The organism is Hymenobacter cavernae, assembly GCF_014641455.1.
Classification (GTDB): domain Bacteria; phylum Bacteroidota; class Bacteroidia; order Cytophagales; family Hymenobacteraceae; genus Hymenobacter; species Hymenobacter cavernae.
Genome location: NZ_BMHT01000001.1, coordinates 687,929 through 702,483 on the forward strand (window position 1 = coordinate 687,929; position 14,555 = coordinate 702,483).

General features: G+C 56.8%; 17 protein-coding genes. 11 read left to right on the top strand and 6 right to left on the bottom strand.

Annotated elements, in window-relative coordinates:
* The first annotated feature begins 80 nt into the window (after positions 1-80).
* Positions 81-818: an SDR family oxidoreductase gene (locus tag IEX74_RS02975; protein WP_188810757.1), complete on the top strand. Its 738-nt coding sequence runs from the start codon at positions 81-83 to the stop codon at positions 816-818.
* Positions 819-935: 117 nt separating this feature from the next.
* Positions 936-1,208: a hypothetical protein gene (locus IEX74_RS02980; protein ID WP_188810759.1), complete on the top strand. Its 273-nt coding sequence runs from the start codon at positions 936-938 to the stop codon at positions 1,206-1,208.
* A 34-nt stretch (positions 1,209-1,242) separates the two neighbouring features.
* Here IEX74_RS02980 and IEX74_RS02985 read toward each other — a convergent pair whose 3' ends face one another.
* The 4 genes from IEX74_RS02985 to IEX74_RS03000 form a co-directional block, all read right to left on the bottom strand.
* Positions 1,243-1,410, bottom strand: a complete 168-nt coding sequence (locus IEX74_RS02985) for a hypothetical protein (protein WP_188810761.1) — start codon at positions 1,408-1,410, stop codon at positions 1,243-1,245.
* Positions 1,411-1,532: 122 nt separating this feature from the next.
* Positions 1,533-1,853 (bottom strand): DUF3817 domain-containing protein, encoded by a 321-nt coding sequence (locus IEX74_RS02990; RefSeq protein WP_188810763.1) that lies wholly within the window; start codon positions 1,851-1,853, stop codon positions 1,533-1,535.
* An 11-nt stretch (positions 1,854-1,864) separates the two neighbouring features.
* On the bottom strand, positions 1,865-2,320 hold the full coding sequence (locus tag IEX74_RS02995) for a hypothetical protein (RefSeq protein WP_188810765.1): 456 nt from the start codon (positions 2,318-2,320) through the stop codon (positions 1,865-1,867).
* A 159-nt stretch (positions 2,321-2,479) separates the two neighbouring features.
* Entirely contained in the window at positions 2,480-3,406 is a 927-nt protein-coding gene (locus IEX74_RS03000) for a helix-turn-helix domain-containing protein (RefSeq protein ID WP_188810767.1), read from the bottom strand.
* A gap of 1,314 nt (positions 3,407-4,720) precedes the next feature.
* Here IEX74_RS03000 and IEX74_RS03005 point away from each other — a divergent pair.
* From IEX74_RS03005 to IEX74_RS03035, 7 genes are all read left to right on the top strand, one after another.
* A complete protein-coding gene (locus tag IEX74_RS03005) occupies positions 4,721-5,251 on the top strand; it encodes a hypothetical protein (RefSeq protein WP_188810769.1) in 531 nt (176 codons plus the stop codon).
* Positions 5,188-5,721 (top strand): DUF11 domain-containing protein, encoded by a 534-nt coding sequence (locus IEX74_RS03010; RefSeq protein ID WP_188810771.1) that lies wholly within the window; start codon positions 5,188-5,190, stop codon positions 5,719-5,721. The genes IEX74_RS03005 and IEX74_RS03010 overlap by 64 nt, the downstream gene beginning before the upstream one ends.
* A gap of 332 nt (positions 5,722-6,053) precedes the next feature.
* Positions 6,054-6,347 carry a hypothetical protein gene (locus IEX74_RS03015; RefSeq protein ID WP_188810773.1) on the top strand — a complete coding sequence of 98 codons (294 nt, stop codon included), beginning with the start codon at positions 6,054-6,056 and terminating at the stop codon, positions 6,345-6,347.
* Positions 6,348-6,439: 92 nt separating this feature from the next.
* The gene (locus IEX74_RS03020) at positions 6,440-7,045 is read left to right on the top strand and encodes a T9SS type A sorting domain-containing protein (protein WP_188810775.1); all 606 of its coding nucleotides are present in this window, start codon (positions 6,440-6,442) and stop codon (positions 7,043-7,045) included.
* A gap of 258 nt (positions 7,046-7,303) precedes the next feature.
* Positions 7,304-8,707 (top strand): sensor histidine kinase, encoded by a 1,404-nt coding sequence (locus tag IEX74_RS03025; RefSeq protein WP_188810777.1) that lies wholly within the window; start codon positions 7,304-7,306, stop codon positions 8,705-8,707.
* Between the two features lie 189 nt (positions 8,708-8,896).
* Entirely contained in the window at positions 8,897-10,549 is a 1,653-nt protein-coding gene (locus IEX74_RS03030) for an FAD-dependent oxidoreductase (protein WP_188810779.1), read from the top strand.
* 81 nt (positions 10,550-10,630) lie between these two features.
* Positions 10,631-11,056, top strand: coding sequence for a VOC family protein (locus IEX74_RS03035; protein ID WP_188810781.1), 426 nt, complete (start codon positions 10,631-10,633; stop codon positions 11,054-11,056).
* Positions 11,057-11,102: 46 nt separating this feature from the next.
* Here the strand turns inward: IEX74_RS03035 and IEX74_RS03040 are convergent, their stop codons facing one another.
* Together IEX74_RS03040 and IEX74_RS03045 are read right to left on the bottom strand one after the other, a co-directional pair.
* Positions 11,103-11,507, bottom strand: coding sequence for a response regulator (locus IEX74_RS03040; RefSeq protein ID WP_188810783.1), 405 nt, complete (start codon positions 11,505-11,507; stop codon positions 11,103-11,105).
* A gap of 9 nt (positions 11,508-11,516) precedes the next feature.
* Positions 11,517-12,953: a sensor histidine kinase gene (locus IEX74_RS03045; RefSeq protein ID WP_188810785.1), complete on the bottom strand. Its 1,437-nt coding sequence runs from the start codon at positions 12,951-12,953 to the stop codon at positions 11,517-11,519.
* A 377-nt stretch (positions 12,954-13,330) separates the two neighbouring features.
* On the opposite strand from IEX74_RS03045, the gene IEX74_RS03050 reads away from it, so the two are divergent.
* Together IEX74_RS03050 and IEX74_RS03055 are read left to right on the top strand one after the other, a co-directional pair.
* Positions 13,331-13,873: an inorganic diphosphatase gene (locus IEX74_RS03050; RefSeq protein ID WP_188810787.1), complete on the top strand. Its 543-nt coding sequence runs from the start codon at positions 13,331-13,333 to the stop codon at positions 13,871-13,873.
* A gap of 78 nt (positions 13,874-13,951) precedes the next feature.
* Positions 13,952-14,458, top strand: a complete 507-nt coding sequence (locus IEX74_RS03055) for a DUF421 domain-containing protein (RefSeq protein ID WP_188810789.1) — start codon at positions 13,952-13,954, stop codon at positions 14,456-14,458.
* The last annotated feature ends 97 nt before the right edge of the window (positions 14,459-14,555 follow it).

Below are 14,555 nucleotides of genomic sequence, written 5' to 3' on the forward strand. Positions count from 1 at the left end.
TACTGCTATTCCTTATAGTCAGCCGGTAGGAATGGGTTCGCCGGTTCATTTTTTTCACTTCTATTTAATCAGTTCAACCCATGAAGTCAGCATTAGTAACCGGCGCAAACAAGGGCATTGGCCTGGAAGTCGCCAAACGCCTCGCCCAACACGGATTTTTCGTGTACCTCGGCAGCCGTAGCTTGGAAAGTGGACAAGCTGCTGTGGCGCAACTCAACACCATCGGGCTCACGAACCTAGCAGCTGTTCAAGTAGATGTCACCAGCCCCGACTCCATCCAAGCGGCTCGGACGGTAATTGGCGAAAAAACATCAGTCTTAGATGTGCTGGTCAACAACGCTGGTATTTCCGGCGGGGTACCCCAACCAGCGCTGCACACCACGCTGGCGCAGTTCCGGGCTGTATTTGAAACCAACGTGTTTGGGGTAGCCGGGGTCACGCAAGCGTTCCTTGACCTGCTGGGAAAATCGCCGCAGCCGCGCATCGTCAACGTGAGCACCGCCATGGCATCCCTGGCACTGTACGCCGACCTCGCTAACGAGAATTTCGCCTATCGGCTTCCCGTGTACCAATCGTCGAAAGCGGCCGTAAACATGTACACCATCAACCTAGCTCATGAGTTGCGCAACACTCCCTTTAAAGTCAATGCAGTATGCCCAGGCTATACCAAAACGGACTTTACGGGTTATCAAGGTACCAGCACGGTGGAAGAGGCCGGGCAGCGCATCGTGAAGTATGCATTACTTGGTCCAGATGGCCCAACCGGCCAGTACTTCAGTGAAGAATACTTTCCTGCTCCGACAACATGCCCGTGGTGAGCTTCGCAGACGCTACGAAATGCAATGGATAAATATAAATCAAGCGAGTAGGTAAACTGTACCCGTTAAACATCTTACTTCAGTAGCAGAAAAGGCTACCTGGCAGTGCTCTCGAATATGGCCGACCCCTGTTTCAGCGTAGCGGCCCTGCCCGCCCTGATGGCGCTGTGCCAAGCTAAAATAGAAGGCTCGCAATTCACCACCTATATGGCCCTGGTAAACTTCTGCGACGTACTTAGCGCGAAGATCAACGGCTGGGCTCTGAGCTTTACTACTGCGCCGGTGCTAGGTCTGGTTAGCGGAGCAGTAGTGGTGCTGATGATTGTGCTGCTGCGGCATGTCAGCAAGGAGGTGGTAGGCACCGACGAAGTAGCGTTAAGCCGTCGTTAAGTATAGATTGGGGCGAATTTCGTATTCCACTTCGTCACGTATCCAGTAAGTCATCCTCGCCTAATTTCAGCAGCCAATAAGGAGGCTCAGCCTCCAGTGCCAGAGTTGCCAGGTTCAGCCACGCACCGGCGCGGTCAAGCGCTGGCACTTGCGCCTGGCCGCTGTTCGACAAGTCGCGCAACGCCCCGACGCGTGCCTGCACGCTGGGCAGTCTGCTGCTCTACGCCGTAGCCGTGCGCGTGCCAGGCGCGTCGAGGTACCCCTGATTGGGTTAGTAAAGTACTCGGCAAAACCTAGGTCTGCGGGCAATGCGAGTCCACTGGGTTATTCGGCTGGCGGTACTGGCTTGTTTTGCAACGGCGCCAGAATTTTATGGTCTACGTAGAACGTGCCGAAGGGCACGAGGCAGGCCAGCAACACCTTCCAGGTGGTAGTAGCAAAACGCCAGTGGTACTCGATACCTACGCGCAACGTATTGAGCACAAACAGCACAAACAGCAGGCCGTGCACCGGCCCAATGGCACGCACCAGCGCCGGGTTGTCGTAGAAGTGCTTAAGAGGCACCGCCACGCCGACGAGCAGCAGCAGCGAAGTGCCTTCAGCCAGCGCCAGCAGACGCAAGCGGCCAATGGGTGATTTTAACATACAGGTTTGCTTTATAAACGAATAAGTGGCCGCTGCGCGAGCGGCGAGAGAGGCCACGGTATGGCCACCAGAATGGTGAGCAGGGCCAGCGTAAACCAAATGGCCATCGTGCGAAACTTCTCTTTATCAGTAGCCTGGCGCTTGGCAAGGGCCGAGCCGATAGTGAGCACCGTGATGGCAATGGTCATCAGAGCCACGTGCTGCACACCGAAAAACAAAGCACCAGGGTCGTGTTCGGCGTCGCGCAGGTGAAAGGAGGCTATCAGCGGACTCACCAGGTACAGCCCATAGCCCAGAATAAGCTGCACATGGGCGGCAGTGGCGCTGCTGTGCCGGATGGTGTTGTCGAGGGCCGTGAAGGTCCGCCCGCCGAGCCAGCCCCGATAGGCCCGGAAAATGCCGGTTAAGACGCCAATCAGCACAACCCAGCGAAACAGGGAATGCAGGGCTAGAACAGTCAGGTACATACAGCTTTGAAAATCAAACGAGTAATGGCGGTTGCCATTCAGTCGGCTAGCTCGTGCTCATCCGCTCACCGGCGCGTGTAGAACTCCGCTCACTACTTAAAGAATGAGGCAAAGGTGCAGCTGGTTAGCCGGGCTGTGTTAGTACACAGCAAGCAGATTTTAGGACAAATTATTCCGCTTGCGAAAGGCTAGTGGCGTCAGGCCCGTGTGCTTCTTAAAAAGGCGGCTGAAGTACGAGGCATCCTCAATGCCCACGGCCACGGCCACTTCGCCCACCGACCAGCCGCTTTGAAAGAGCAATACCTTGGCTTCGAGCACGATGCTTTCCTCGATCCAGCGAGCCGGAGATTTACCCGTGATGCTGCGCACACATTTGCTGAGGTGGTTGGGCGAGATGTGCAGCCAATCGGCGTAGTCGCTCACGCGGTGCGTCGTCTTGAGCGACGTGGCCACCAGATGCTTGAAGTGGTTGGTCAGGGTCGCGGCCGCCGTGAGCTGCTTCGGCGATTCGGCGGTGTACGCCCGGTGCAGCTCGTGCAGCAGCGCCAGCAGATACGCCCGCACAAGGGCTGGGTAACCTAGCTGGTGGGTGCTGTACTCGACGAGCAGTCGGCGTAGGAGCTGCTCAACAAATTCGCCGGTTTGCCCTGGCAGCTCAATTACAGGCCGGCCCCAGAAATGCAGAAAATCGAACGGAACCTGAGTATCGTTGCCCGCGCCGCTTTGCCCCAGCAGTATGTCGTCGTGAAAATGACACACAAAGCCCGTATTCACGTCGCCCGTCTCGAAAGAATACACTTGCCCGGCCCGCGTAATCAGCATCTCGTGCGGGCCTACACAGTAGCTGTCATTGCCAATGTTCATCCTGGCCTGCCCCGAAGTAAGAAACACCAGCGAGTGGCCGGTAGCCCGCGACGGTGGCACGCCCTGCGTGAATAAAGGATAAAGCTGCTCGACGGCCACGATGAAAAACTGCTCCGTATCGGCTAGCACCAATTGCCGGATTGCCGTCGGCTCCGTCGTAAACCGCTGGACATAATCTAGCATCTGGTAGGTCTTGATGGCGTTGAAGGCAGCAGTAGGCATCAGGAAGTAAGTGGAATGAAAAACGGCGAGGCTGACCAGCGGCCGCCGACTACCTGCTAAGTAGCTTTATAATAACCCAGACGGCGAAGTAGGGTGAAATACTTTAGTTGCGCTGTCCGAAAATGGCTGGTTTGCTTCCAACCAAGCTACAGCCTAATTGAGGATACTGGTAAAAGCAGGGCGCTGACAGTGGTTCTATCTCGGCGAAATCCTCGTCCTTTTTCGCGTTTACCGCCAGCACATTGAGCCGACGGGTGGAATGATGCTGTAGCTAGCGTTAATCAACGGGCAAAACTCTGCTCGTCTGCTTTATCCCCAAAGAGTACGCAATTGCTGGAAAAACCAGTGGCTGCGTACTCTTTGATTTTACGCCAACGGCACTACAGCTCACGGTGCTGTATGCTACACCCGGCTACTGCCAGCGGCCGACCTCGTGTGGGTAATGCGAAGAGCAAAGGAACCCGGCTCTGGTCAGCCCCACTTGCTTATTCCCTATTGTGCTATAAGCCAGCCAGCACGTTTACCATCCTCGGCGGCTGAGTCGCTTGATCAAAAATATGGCATTCGGCTGTGCGCATCATCAGCCCGCAAGCTGGAAGCTAGGCAGCACTCAAAACTACCCGCGTAACTGCCGCCGCTACCAGTCTGCCTGTAAGAACCGGCAAGTGGCTTTTGTGGACTGCCTCCCTACTAACTAACGTCCTGGTGCACCAACCGGTTAGAAGCCACTACTTAGGCAACGCTATTATACAATTTGCCAAATACCTGCTTACATCCTACAAGCACTATTCTACCGAAGACAAACTCTTGCGATAATTACCTTATTTAATTTTTATGCAGGCAGCGCATTATTTACAGCCTATGACAATTCAAAACTAGTTAGCAGCTTAAATAAGCTTTGTTCTAGCATATCTTTCGTGTAAACAATTTAGAATAACACAATCAAAAAATGGTTTTTACCAATATAAATGCCTGATTTTCATGAATGAAGCATAAATCCTTAACATATATTAAATTACATTATTATATAAAATACTATGTGTTTTTACAAACAAATTCCAATAACAAAAACACCTATCCCATATCAGAAAAACCAATCATATTACTTTCGACATTATATAAAAAATCAACTAAGAGCTTATACAGCTATTAAAGCAAGAGCACAAACACACTAAGACTATCTTCTTTGCTGATCCTGAATAGTCCTAAAACCAGAGATTAAACCTGTACTCTTCCCAAAATAAGCTACGACCTAGCAGGTAGGTCACGATCCACATAGCGCCCAACCTTCGATTCATCCAGTAATCCCCCTTTATGAAGACAACTTTACGTTTGCTGGGGCTCCTGCTAGCCCTGATTCCCTTAGGGCCACAAGCCTGGGCCCAGTGCATTACTACTAGTACATTAAACTACACTACGGCCAACCTAGGCAACCGGAAAACCGCAACGGAAACCGTAAGAGGGACGTCCTTCACATTCGGCGGCTACACCAGCAGCGTTCCGGGTCTCCAGACAAACACCTTTTCGGTAGGAACCGATGGAGCGCTTACGGGACGGTCGCTGGTGTGGCAGCTGGATAACACGGGCAATAGTGGCACCAATGAATCGTCTGTTACGCTCACTTTCACGCGCCCGGTCAACAACCTGGCCCTTCAGCTCCAAGACATTGACGCCGACGTCAATTTCGTTGACAACCTAGCGTTTGAGGCATACACCAGCGGTAGCACAATGGCCGCCCAGCTCACCAGCGACAACTTCTTACGGGAGCCAACAACACCTACGTGGGGGATGGGGAAGTGCAGGGCACGGCAGCCAGCGCGGCCGGTGCAGCCAGCGGCGACCTGACGGCCATTCTGCCGGATAATGTCACTAAGCTGGTAATCACTCATCGTAATACGCGGCCTTATGCCCCCAGCACCAACCGTATTCAGACCCTAGGTATCAACTCAATCAATTGGTGCGCGCAGGCCGATCTGTATGCCCGCTTTACTGGCGGCCCGACCAACGGGGCAACCGGGCAAAGCCTGACCTACACCGTGCAGTTTGGCAACAACGGCCCCAACCTAGCGGCGAGCAACGTGACGAGGCAAGTGGTAGTGCCGGAAGGGGCCACCATCACCAATGCCGGCGGCGGTACGATTTCCGGAAATACCATCACGTTTCCGCTTGTTGAAACAATGAGCTCCGGCGTGAACAACTCGTTCACCTACACCTACACGGCCCCCATCATTCCATCGGGCGACGAAAACACGGCGACCATCTCGGCTACTACCGCGAGCGGCGACTCAATAGCTAATAGGCGACTCAATAGCTAATAACACTACCAGCCGCTGGCTGCTCGTAACTTCGGCTTCCGACCCGTGCACCACGGCAGCTACCGCAGTCGACTTCAACAGACGGGCGGCTAACGAGAACTGGAAGAACCGGGTTCAGGAAGGAATTTCGGGCACTACTTCCGCGACTAAAGTCACAACTGCTTACACTTCTACGTCTGCGGATGCTAACAGCACGCTCATGACGGGGCAGTTCAATGGCATTCAGACACTTCTTTGGTCAACTGATTACACCTCGGCCAACCAAAGCGCTTCTACGGTTACCTACACGTTCAACCGGCCGGTATCGAACCTAGCCGTGCGCGTGCAGGATATTGACGCTTATTATTTATTATGGTGGCGGCCTATTGGGTGGCCTGTTGGTGCCCCGGCAGGCGTTCACGGATGAAGTAGCGTTTACCGGATCCTTAACGGTGAACGGCACTACAACAGGCGTCACGCCCACGTTGTCGAAGGCAAGAGCCGGCTCCAACTTCTTTACCATTTCGGGCACTACCGCCACTGGCGTAGTAGCAACGGGTGACAATACCAGCGCCATGGACGCTAGCGTTATCGTCACGTTCCCGAGTGCCGTTACGAGCTTCACCATCACGTACCGCAATGCCTAGTCGCAGCTTTCTGATCCTAGCGCGCAGAGCATCGGGATTGACTGCTCTCCTTCTGCCGCGTTCTGCCAGTAGCAAACAATGTTACTAACTCCGTGACACTCCCGAGCAGCGCCGCGCAGGTTTCACTCGACAACCTCAGCAGCACAGTAGACGGAACGGTGCAGTCATACACGATTACGGCTGTACCCGCCAGCAGCGAAGGCACCTTATATTACAACGCTTCGGAAAAGAACAGCGACCGGTTTGTGGTAGAACGCTCCCTTAATGGGCAGCAGTTTACGGTCATCGGCACGGTAGCCGCCCACGGCTCGACCAGCCTGGCACATACCTACAGCTTCGTTGATAAAACGGCGGCTCGCCTGAGCCAAACCATCTACTACCGTCTGCGGCAGGTAGATACCGATGGCACCGAGTCGTTCTCGCTCGTACGCACGGTACAGTTTGCGGCTACCGCCAACGTCAAGCTGAGCCTGTACCCGAACCCAGCCGTGACGACCACCACGCTCGACCTGACGCAGGTACCGGCTGCCAGCTACTCGGTTGCCCTGCTCGACCAGACCGGCCGCACCCTGAGCACGCAGCAGCTAGCCGGCGGCGCAATCCACACGCTGGACGTCCGAAACCTGCCGGCCGGCGCTTACATCATGACCATCATCGGCGGCACGGTTCACCTGAACCAACGCCTGGTTAAGGAGTAGCGACTACTTCATTGCCAATACTTACAACGAAAAAAGCCTCTCCCAAATGGGAGAGGCTTTTTGTTTCAGACGACGCTGTGAGTTCTGGTTGAAAGCTAGGTTTATCATCTTTGGCTGTCGCCGGCTCAATCTCATTGCCAACCTAGGCCTAGGCTCTTGACTCTTACAACATTGCCTGGCCGCTCTGGATAGCTAGCAATGAGCAGGTTCGACGGTAGCCGTGTATATTGGTGGTAAACCTAGCTTTTTCCCTTTGCTATGCCTGCCGACCTGACCCCGGATGAGCTGCTGACGATTACTACCTTCCAGGGCTTGCCCGCCGAAACCATCGACTGGCTGCTGACCCAAGGCGAGCGGCGCGACTACGCCCCCGACGAACCCATCGTGCAGCCCGGCGACCCGGCCGAGTACATGACGGCATTCGTCAAAGGCGGCGTTCAATTTTTCAAGGTGCAGAACGGGCACCGGGAACCTAGGTTTCGCATCGAGACGGGGCAGGTGAGCGGCGTGCTGCCGTATTCGCGCCTGCAAACCTTGCCCAACTACGGCGCGGCCGTTGGCGAAACCGTCATGTACGGTTTGCACCGCCGCTTCTTTCCGGAGCTGGAGCAGGTGAGCCCCGAGCTGGTGCAGCGCCTGGTGGGCGTGATGAGCGACCGGGTGCGGGAAGAAGCCCGCGGTCAGGAGCGCGACGAAAAGCTGCGGGCCCTCGGCAAGCTCTCGGCAGGCCTGGCGCATGAGCTGAACAACCCCGTAGCCGCCATTGCCCGCTCCGCCGAGGCCCTGGCCAACCGCGCGGCTACCAAGCCGGCGCTGCTGCTCAGCCTGGTGCGCCACTGCCCCACGCCCGAGTCGCTGGAGGCACTGATGAACCTGGCCGAGTCGGCGTGCAGCGTGGAGCCGGCTGTGCCGCTATCGGCCTTACAGCGCGCCGACCAGGAAGACGAGCTGGCCGATTGGCTGGAAGAGCAAGGCGTGCCCGAAGGCTACCAGTTGGCGGGTGGGCTGATTGATGCCGGCCTGACCCGCGACCAGCTTGCTCCTGTAGCCGCCGACCTGCCGCCGGAGGTGTTGCCCGCGGCTTTCGCGTGGCTCGAAGGGCAGCTCACCACCTACCACCTCGTCTGCGACGTGCAGGAAGCCAGCGCCCGCATCAGCACGCTGGTCGATAACGTGAAAACGTACTCGCACATGGACCGGGGCTCCGACATGGCGGCCCTCGACGTAGTGGCTGGCCTGGAAAGCACCGTGAACATGTTCAGCTACCAATTGCGCAGCAAGAACATCAACCTCGTGCGCGACTACGCACCCGCGCTGCCCAAGGTATGCGGCCAGGTCAGCAGCCTCAACCAAGTGTGGACCAACCTGATTGACAACGCGTTGGATGTGCTGCCGGCCGGTGGCACCATCACGCTGCGCACGCGCCAGGAGGGCGACTTCGTGCGCGTGTTTATTATTGACAACGGTCCTGGCATTTCGGCCGACGTGCTGCCGCGCATCTTCGAGCCGTTCTTTACCACCAAGCAGGCCGGCGACGGCACCGGCCTGGGTCTGGACATTGCCCAGCGCACCATCCGCAACCACAACGGCCGCCTGGAAGTGCAGTCGCGGCCGGGCCACACCGAGTTTTGTGCCTGGCTGCCTACTAATTTGAGCTGTTGAGTTTTAGCTGTTAGCTGTTGGCTGTTAGCTATTAGCTTGCTGCTGTTTCTGATGAACGTCAGCCGACCACGGCTCACTTACTTCTGCCTGCTGCGCAGCTGATTCCGCTCCTACTTATCTGATATACAACCCAAACAAAAGCTAACAGCCAACAGCTAGAAGCTAACAGCTAAACCCTAACAGCTAAAAATGAAAAAACCCGTTATTCTAGCCGTCGACGACGACCCGCAAGTGCTGAGCGCTGTTGATCGGGACCTCCGCAGTGAGTTTCGCCGCGACTACCGTGTGCTACGGGCCAGCTCCGGGGCCGAGGCGCTGGACATCATAAAAGAGCTGAACGTGCGGGCCGAGCCCCTGGCCCTCGTGCTGGCCGATCAGCGGATGCCGGGCATGGAAGGCGTGGAGCTGCTGGAGAAAGTCCGGGCGATGTTTCCGAGTGCCAAGCGCGTGCTGCTCACGGCCTACGCCGACACCGAAGCCGCTATTCGCGCCATCAACCAGGCCCAGCTCGACTACTACCTGCTCAAGCCCTGGGACCCGCCGCAGCAGCTTCTCTACCCCACGCTCCACGATTTGCTGGCCGCCTGGCAGGCCACGTACAAACCTAGGTTTCAGGGCGTACGCGTCATTGGCTTTCAATGGTCGCCGCTTTCTCACGAGGTTAAAGACTTCCTAGCGGGCTACATGGTGCCTTTCGAATGGCTGGATGTGGAGACGAACCCGGAGGCCCTGAACTTGCTCAGCAGCACCGGCTTCACTACGGCCAACTTGCCGGTGATCATCAGCGAAGACGGGGAAGCAATGGCCCAACCCGAGCGCGGCGCCATTGCCGCCAAGCTAGGTCTGGCCTCGCACGCCTCTTCTGATTTGTACGACGTGGTGGTGGTGGGTGCCGGGCCTTCGGGCCTGGCGGCCGCCGTGTACGGGGCTTCCGAAGGCCTGAAAACGCTGCTGATTGAGCGTAACCTGCCCGGCGGCCAGGCCGGCACCAGCTCCCGCATCGAGAACTACCTAGGTTTCCCGACCGGCGTGAGCGGCAGCGAGCTGACGCATCGCGCCTGGTCGCAGGCCGTGCGGCTCGGGACGGAGTTTCTGGCGCAGGAAGTCACCAGTATGTGCGTGCAGGGCGGTTATTATAAGGTACTTACGCTGGCCAACGGCAGCGAGGTGCGCACCAAAGCCGTGGTGCTGACCCTAGGTGTGAGCTACCGCACCCTCGATATTCCCGGCATCGACCAGCTCAACGGGGCCGGCGTGTACTACGGCGCGGCCCGCACCGAAGCCCGCTCCTGCGACCAGGGCGACGTGTACATCGTGGGCGGCGGCAACTCAGCGGGCCAGGCGGCCATGTACCTGGCGGCGTATGCCCGGCAGGTGTACATCGTGATTCGGGGCGCGAACCTGGCCGCTTCTATGTCGGCGTACCTGATTGAGCAGATCCGGCAGACGCCGAACATCGAGATTCTGCCGTTCTCGGAAGTGAAAGAAGTGTGCGGACAAGAACGCCTCGAGGAAATCGTGCTCAGCATCAAAGGGCAGCGCGAGGTGCGGAAACTGCGGGCGCTGTTCGTGTTCATCGGCGCCAAGCCCAGCACCGAATGGCTCGACGGCACGGTGCTGTTCGATGCGAAAGGCTTCCTGCTCACCGGCCGCGACTTAGTGGCCGACCCGCGCTACGCCGCCCACTGGAAGCACCCGCGCGAGCCATACCTGCTGGAAACCTGCGTGCCGGGCGTGTTTGCCTCCGGCGACGGACGGGCGGGCGCCATGGCGCGGGTAGCCTCGGCGGTGGGCGAAGGCTCGATGGCCATCAAGTTTGTGCACCAGTATCTGGATGAATAATCGGCGGCGTAGCTAGGTTTCTAAAATTCAGATAGTAACAGATCTTGCAAGTTGCAACGTAACCACTAAAAGAGCAGGAAAATGGAAGAGCAAAAGAATGAGACGGCAAACACCCCTTCCACCAACGACACAACTCCCAAGGTAACGGGCATTGGAGGGATCTTCTTTTTTTCAGATAATCCGCAGGAAATGAAAGAATGGTATGCTAGGAATTTAGGACTTGAAACCAATGAATGGGGTTCGAGCTTTGAATCCAGAAACGCCAGCCGCCCCGACGAGATAAGCTACCTTCAATGGAGCCCTTTCCAAAAAGGAAGTGACTATTTCGCACCGTCAGAAAAGGAGTTTATGATCAACTATCGAGTTCAGAATATGGAAGGGCTTGTAGCTAAACTCAAAAGAGACGGAGTAACCATCCTGGATGACATTGCGAGTTACGACTACGGCAAATTCGTCCATATTCTGGATGCCGAAGGCAACAAGATTGAACTGTGGGAACCCGCCTGACAGTGAGTGCCGACCCAAATGAGCAGTAACAGCGTAGTTGGGTAAGCTAACCTAGGTTGGCCCGGCGCTCCATTATCTTGGTGTGGATTGCCTGAACCTTATTACTACTCAACGGCTTATGAATCAGCTCGGTTACGAGCGTATAATCCTTGGCGCGGGCTGTATCGGAGTACGCGAGGGAAGACGTTAGTAGGTAAATAAAGCACCGCGTAACGAGTTCAGCCTCGTAGGGCTTGAGGGCCTCCAACACATCCCAGCCGCTCATCAGCGGCATATTCAGGTCTAGGAAGATGAGTTCCGGGGTTTGATCGGGGATGGCTTGCTGAAGGTAGCTCACCGCCTCTTGCGGCGACTGAAACGAGCGTACCGTGTCACCCAGGCCTTCTCGCTTTAATAATTTCTCGGTTAGAAACACGCTGATGAAGTCGTCATCGATCAGAACCGTTTGCATACGTCTTACTTAGGGGAGATATAAAAAGAATTGGGTGCCGGCATCGGGCTGGCTTTGCACTTCTATGCGGCCGCCCATGGCATCCAGGTGCGTTTTGATCAGGTATAAACCCAGCCCCCGCCCCGATGACGTTGCGTGAAACCGCTTGTAGAGCCTAAACACATCATTACCAGCCTTTTCGCGGTCGAAGCCCAGGCCATTGTCCTCGAAGGTGAGACGCGCATCACCCTCGGGCTGGCGGGTGCCCGTGATGATCATTTCCAGGTGCCGGGCGGGCGAGCGGTACTTGAGGGCGTTGGTGAGCAGATTATAAAAGATGCTGTAGAGATAAGCCCGGTTGCCATGCACGCGCAGCTCATCGGGCACGGCGAGCACCACCGTGGCCTCGGCCTGCTGCAACGAATCCTGGAGGCTGTGCAGCACCTGGTTCAGCACGTCGGTTAGCTGCACGGGCTCGGGGAGCGCCACGCCCTGCTGGTCGCGCACCGAGAGGATGGCGTTCATATCGCGGAGCACCAGATCGAGCTGCTCCAGGCTGGCTTCCAGATAGTTCAGCGTTTCATTAGGCGCGGCGCTCTCCGCCTGAAGCACCTGCGCCAGACCTAGGGCGTTGGTCAGTGGGGCCCGTAGATTGTGGGAAACCAGATAGGTAAACTGCTGCAAGTCCTGGTTGTGCCGGTACAGGTCTTCCGTAAGCTTTTTCTGACTGGTTTGGGCCTCCTGACGCGGCGTGATATCGGAGAAATACACCGACAAGCCTTCCTCCGAAGGGAAAGCCTTCACCTCCAGCCAGAGCTGTCCGGTGGCATAATACGCTTCAAAATGAACCGCATGGCCGGTGGCCAGCGCGTGGTGGTACTGCTTGTAAAAAGTCCCGTTTACTTCCGCGGGAAACACCTCCCAGATGTTGCGCCCCAGAATCTCTTCCCGCCGCACGTGCAGGAGCCGTTCTACCTCGTGGTTGAGGAACGTCAGCCGCCAGTTCCGGTCGAGGTGAAAGAGCGCATCGGTGATGCTTTCGAAGATGGTATTGAGCTTGCGGGCCTGCTGCTCAATGAGTTGGTGGGAGGCCGTCAAGTCGGTGATGTCGCGCGCGACCATGTGCACGCCCTTCACGGCGCCGTCGACCCGCAGCGGCACTTTGGAAATATTCAGCACCCTAGGTTCGGCACCCTTAAACTGAACGGCCACGTCGAACTGCACGCGGGTGCCCGCAACGGCTTGCTGAAGCTTCTCATGGAACACCGGCACCAGCTCATTGGGCAAAAATGCATTGATATGCCGCCCTGTCACATCCGCTTTGGCTCGATGCAACAAGTCGAGGAACGAGCCATTTACATCCTGAATAACACCTTCGCGGTCCTGAAACAGAATCAGATCCAGGCTATTCTCGAACAAAGACCGAAGCCGCTCCTCGCTATCTACAAACTGTGCACTTTCACTCATGGCAGGGTAAGCTGGAAGTAGTAGCCCGATACCGAAGCAGCTGGATAAGCCTGATAGACAACCACATGACCTAGGTGCTACAGTTACTGCAAGCGGCTCAGACCAACTATTGCCCGATCAGACGGGGCTGCGCCTGGCGAAAAGCACATCCGTTACTTCACTTTTACGCATACCAAGAATAGAGTTACGCAGCACAGCCGTAAACCTAGGTTTTCCTGCACAAACCCTAAACGGCGCTCCGCCATTCGCCACCCGCTCAGGTAGACGGTTGCGCGCCTTCGGGCTGGACGCACAACCTAGCTCGTCATTCGCAACCTGCACCGCCGCGCATAGGTACAAAGGGGTGTTACCAAATTGTTACCTACTCCCCTCGCCTCATGTCAGTTGCTTTGCACACGCTGCCTGCGCAAAATGCAGAAAGCCAGAACTTCAATGTCATTATCGAAACGCCCAAAGGCAGCCGCAACAAGTTTGCCTACGAACCTGAGCTGGAGCTGCTCCAACTCAAAGGCGTGCTGCCTGAAGGCTCCAGCTTCCCCTACGATTTCGGCTTTATTCCCTCCACGCAGGGCGAAGACGGCGACCCGATTGATGTGCTCGTGCTGATGGATGCCCCGGCTTTTCCGGGCTGTATGCTGGAGGTGCGCCTGATCGGGGCTATCGAAGCCGAGCAGACCGAAAACGACGGCCGCGTGGAGAAGAACGACCGGCTGCTGGCCGTGTCGGCCGTGTCGCGGCAGCATCAGCACATCCAGGATATCAAGGACTTATCGCCGCAGCTGCTCCATGAGATTGAGCACTTCTTTCATTCGTACAATGAAGCTAAAGGCGGCGAGTTTAAGCCCATTCGGCGCTCGGGCGCCAAGCAAGCGGCCAAGCTGGTAGCCCAAGGGCAGAAGCTGGCCGCGGCGCAGTCGTAACTCAGGTAGCCCTCAACGTCTATGATACCCCACTAGCTCAACGACTTACTCGACCTGCACGCCAGTTCGCACACCATCATGGCGGGCGCCATGTGCGCCCGCGCGGTTGTGGTCTTCTTCGTGGCGCTGGTTCTGTTGCGCATAGCGGGCACCCACGCCTTTGGCGCCGGCACAGCTTTCGACACGGTACTGCGCATTATTCTGGTTGCCGTCCTAAGCCGGACCATCGTGGCGGCTTCGCCGTTTTTTGGCACCCTGCTCGCCAGCACGGTGCTGGTGGTGCTGCACCGGCTGCTGGCTATCGCCGCCTTCCACAGCGATTTTGTCGGCAGCCTTATCAAAGGCGAACCTAGGGTACTGGCGCAGCAAGGCAACCTCCTGCAAGACGAGCTGCGCAAAACCAACATTTCGGAGAAAGATCTGCACGAAGGCTTGCGCGACGCGGCCAACATCGACTCGTTGGCGGAGGCCGAAACCGTGCGACTGGAACGCAACGGCAAAATCAGCGTGGTGAAACGGCAGGATGGCTCGTCTGGCCCCGCGCCAAAACCGGGCGCCCTTGCACAAGCCGGCCAGCTGACCTAGGTTTCAGAGCACGTCATGTCGACCAACGGGAGACATCTCGTGTGCAACGCTAACTCCAACCGATAGGGTTTACCATAGCACGCCAGATGTCTCCCGT

Coding starts and splice junctions, on each gene's coding strand:
- IEX74_RS03055 (WP_188810789.1), top strand. CDS start 13,952: ATGGCGGGCGCCATGTGCGCCCGCGCGGTTGTGGTCTTCTTCGTGGCG.
- IEX74_RS02990 (WP_188810763.1), bottom strand. CDS start 1,853: ATGTTAAAATCACCCATTGGCCGCTTGCGTCTGCTGGCGCTGGCTGAA.
- IEX74_RS03040 (WP_188810783.1), bottom strand. CDS start 11,507: ATGCAAACGGTTCTGATCGATGACGACTTCATCAGCGTGTTTCTAACC.
- IEX74_RS03050 (WP_188810787.1), top strand. CDS start 13,331: ATGTCAGTTGCTTTGCACACGCTGCCTGCGCAAAATGCAGAAAGCCAG.
- IEX74_RS02975 (WP_188810757.1), top strand. CDS start 81: ATGAAGTCAGCATTAGTAACCGGCGCAAACAAGGGCATTGGCCTGGAA.
- IEX74_RS03030 (WP_188810779.1), top strand. CDS start 8,897: ATGAAAAAACCCGTTATTCTAGCCGTCGACGACGACCCGCAAGTGCTG.
- IEX74_RS03000 (WP_188810767.1), bottom strand. CDS start 3,406: ATGCCTACTGCTGCCTTCAACGCCATCAAGACCTACCAGATGCTAGAT.
- IEX74_RS03025 (WP_188810777.1), top strand. CDS start 7,304: ATGCCTGCCGACCTGACCCCGGATGAGCTGCTGACGATTACTACCTTC.
- IEX74_RS03045 (WP_188810785.1), bottom strand. CDS start 12,953: ATGAGTGAAAGTGCACAGTTTGTAGATAGCGAGGAGCGGCTTCGGTCT.
- IEX74_RS02980 (WP_188810759.1), top strand. CDS start 936: ATGGCCGACCCCTGTTTCAGCGTAGCGGCCCTGCCCGCCCTGATGGCG.
- IEX74_RS03035 (WP_188810781.1), top strand. CDS start 10,631: ATGGAAGAGCAAAAGAATGAGACGGCAAACACCCCTTCCACCAACGAC.
- IEX74_RS03005 (WP_188810769.1), top strand. CDS start 4,721: ATGAAGACAACTTTACGTTTGCTGGGGCTCCTGCTAGCCCTGATTCCC.
- IEX74_RS02995 (WP_188810765.1), bottom strand. CDS start 2,320: ATGTACCTGACTGTTCTAGCCCTGCATTCCCTGTTTCGCTGGGTTGTG.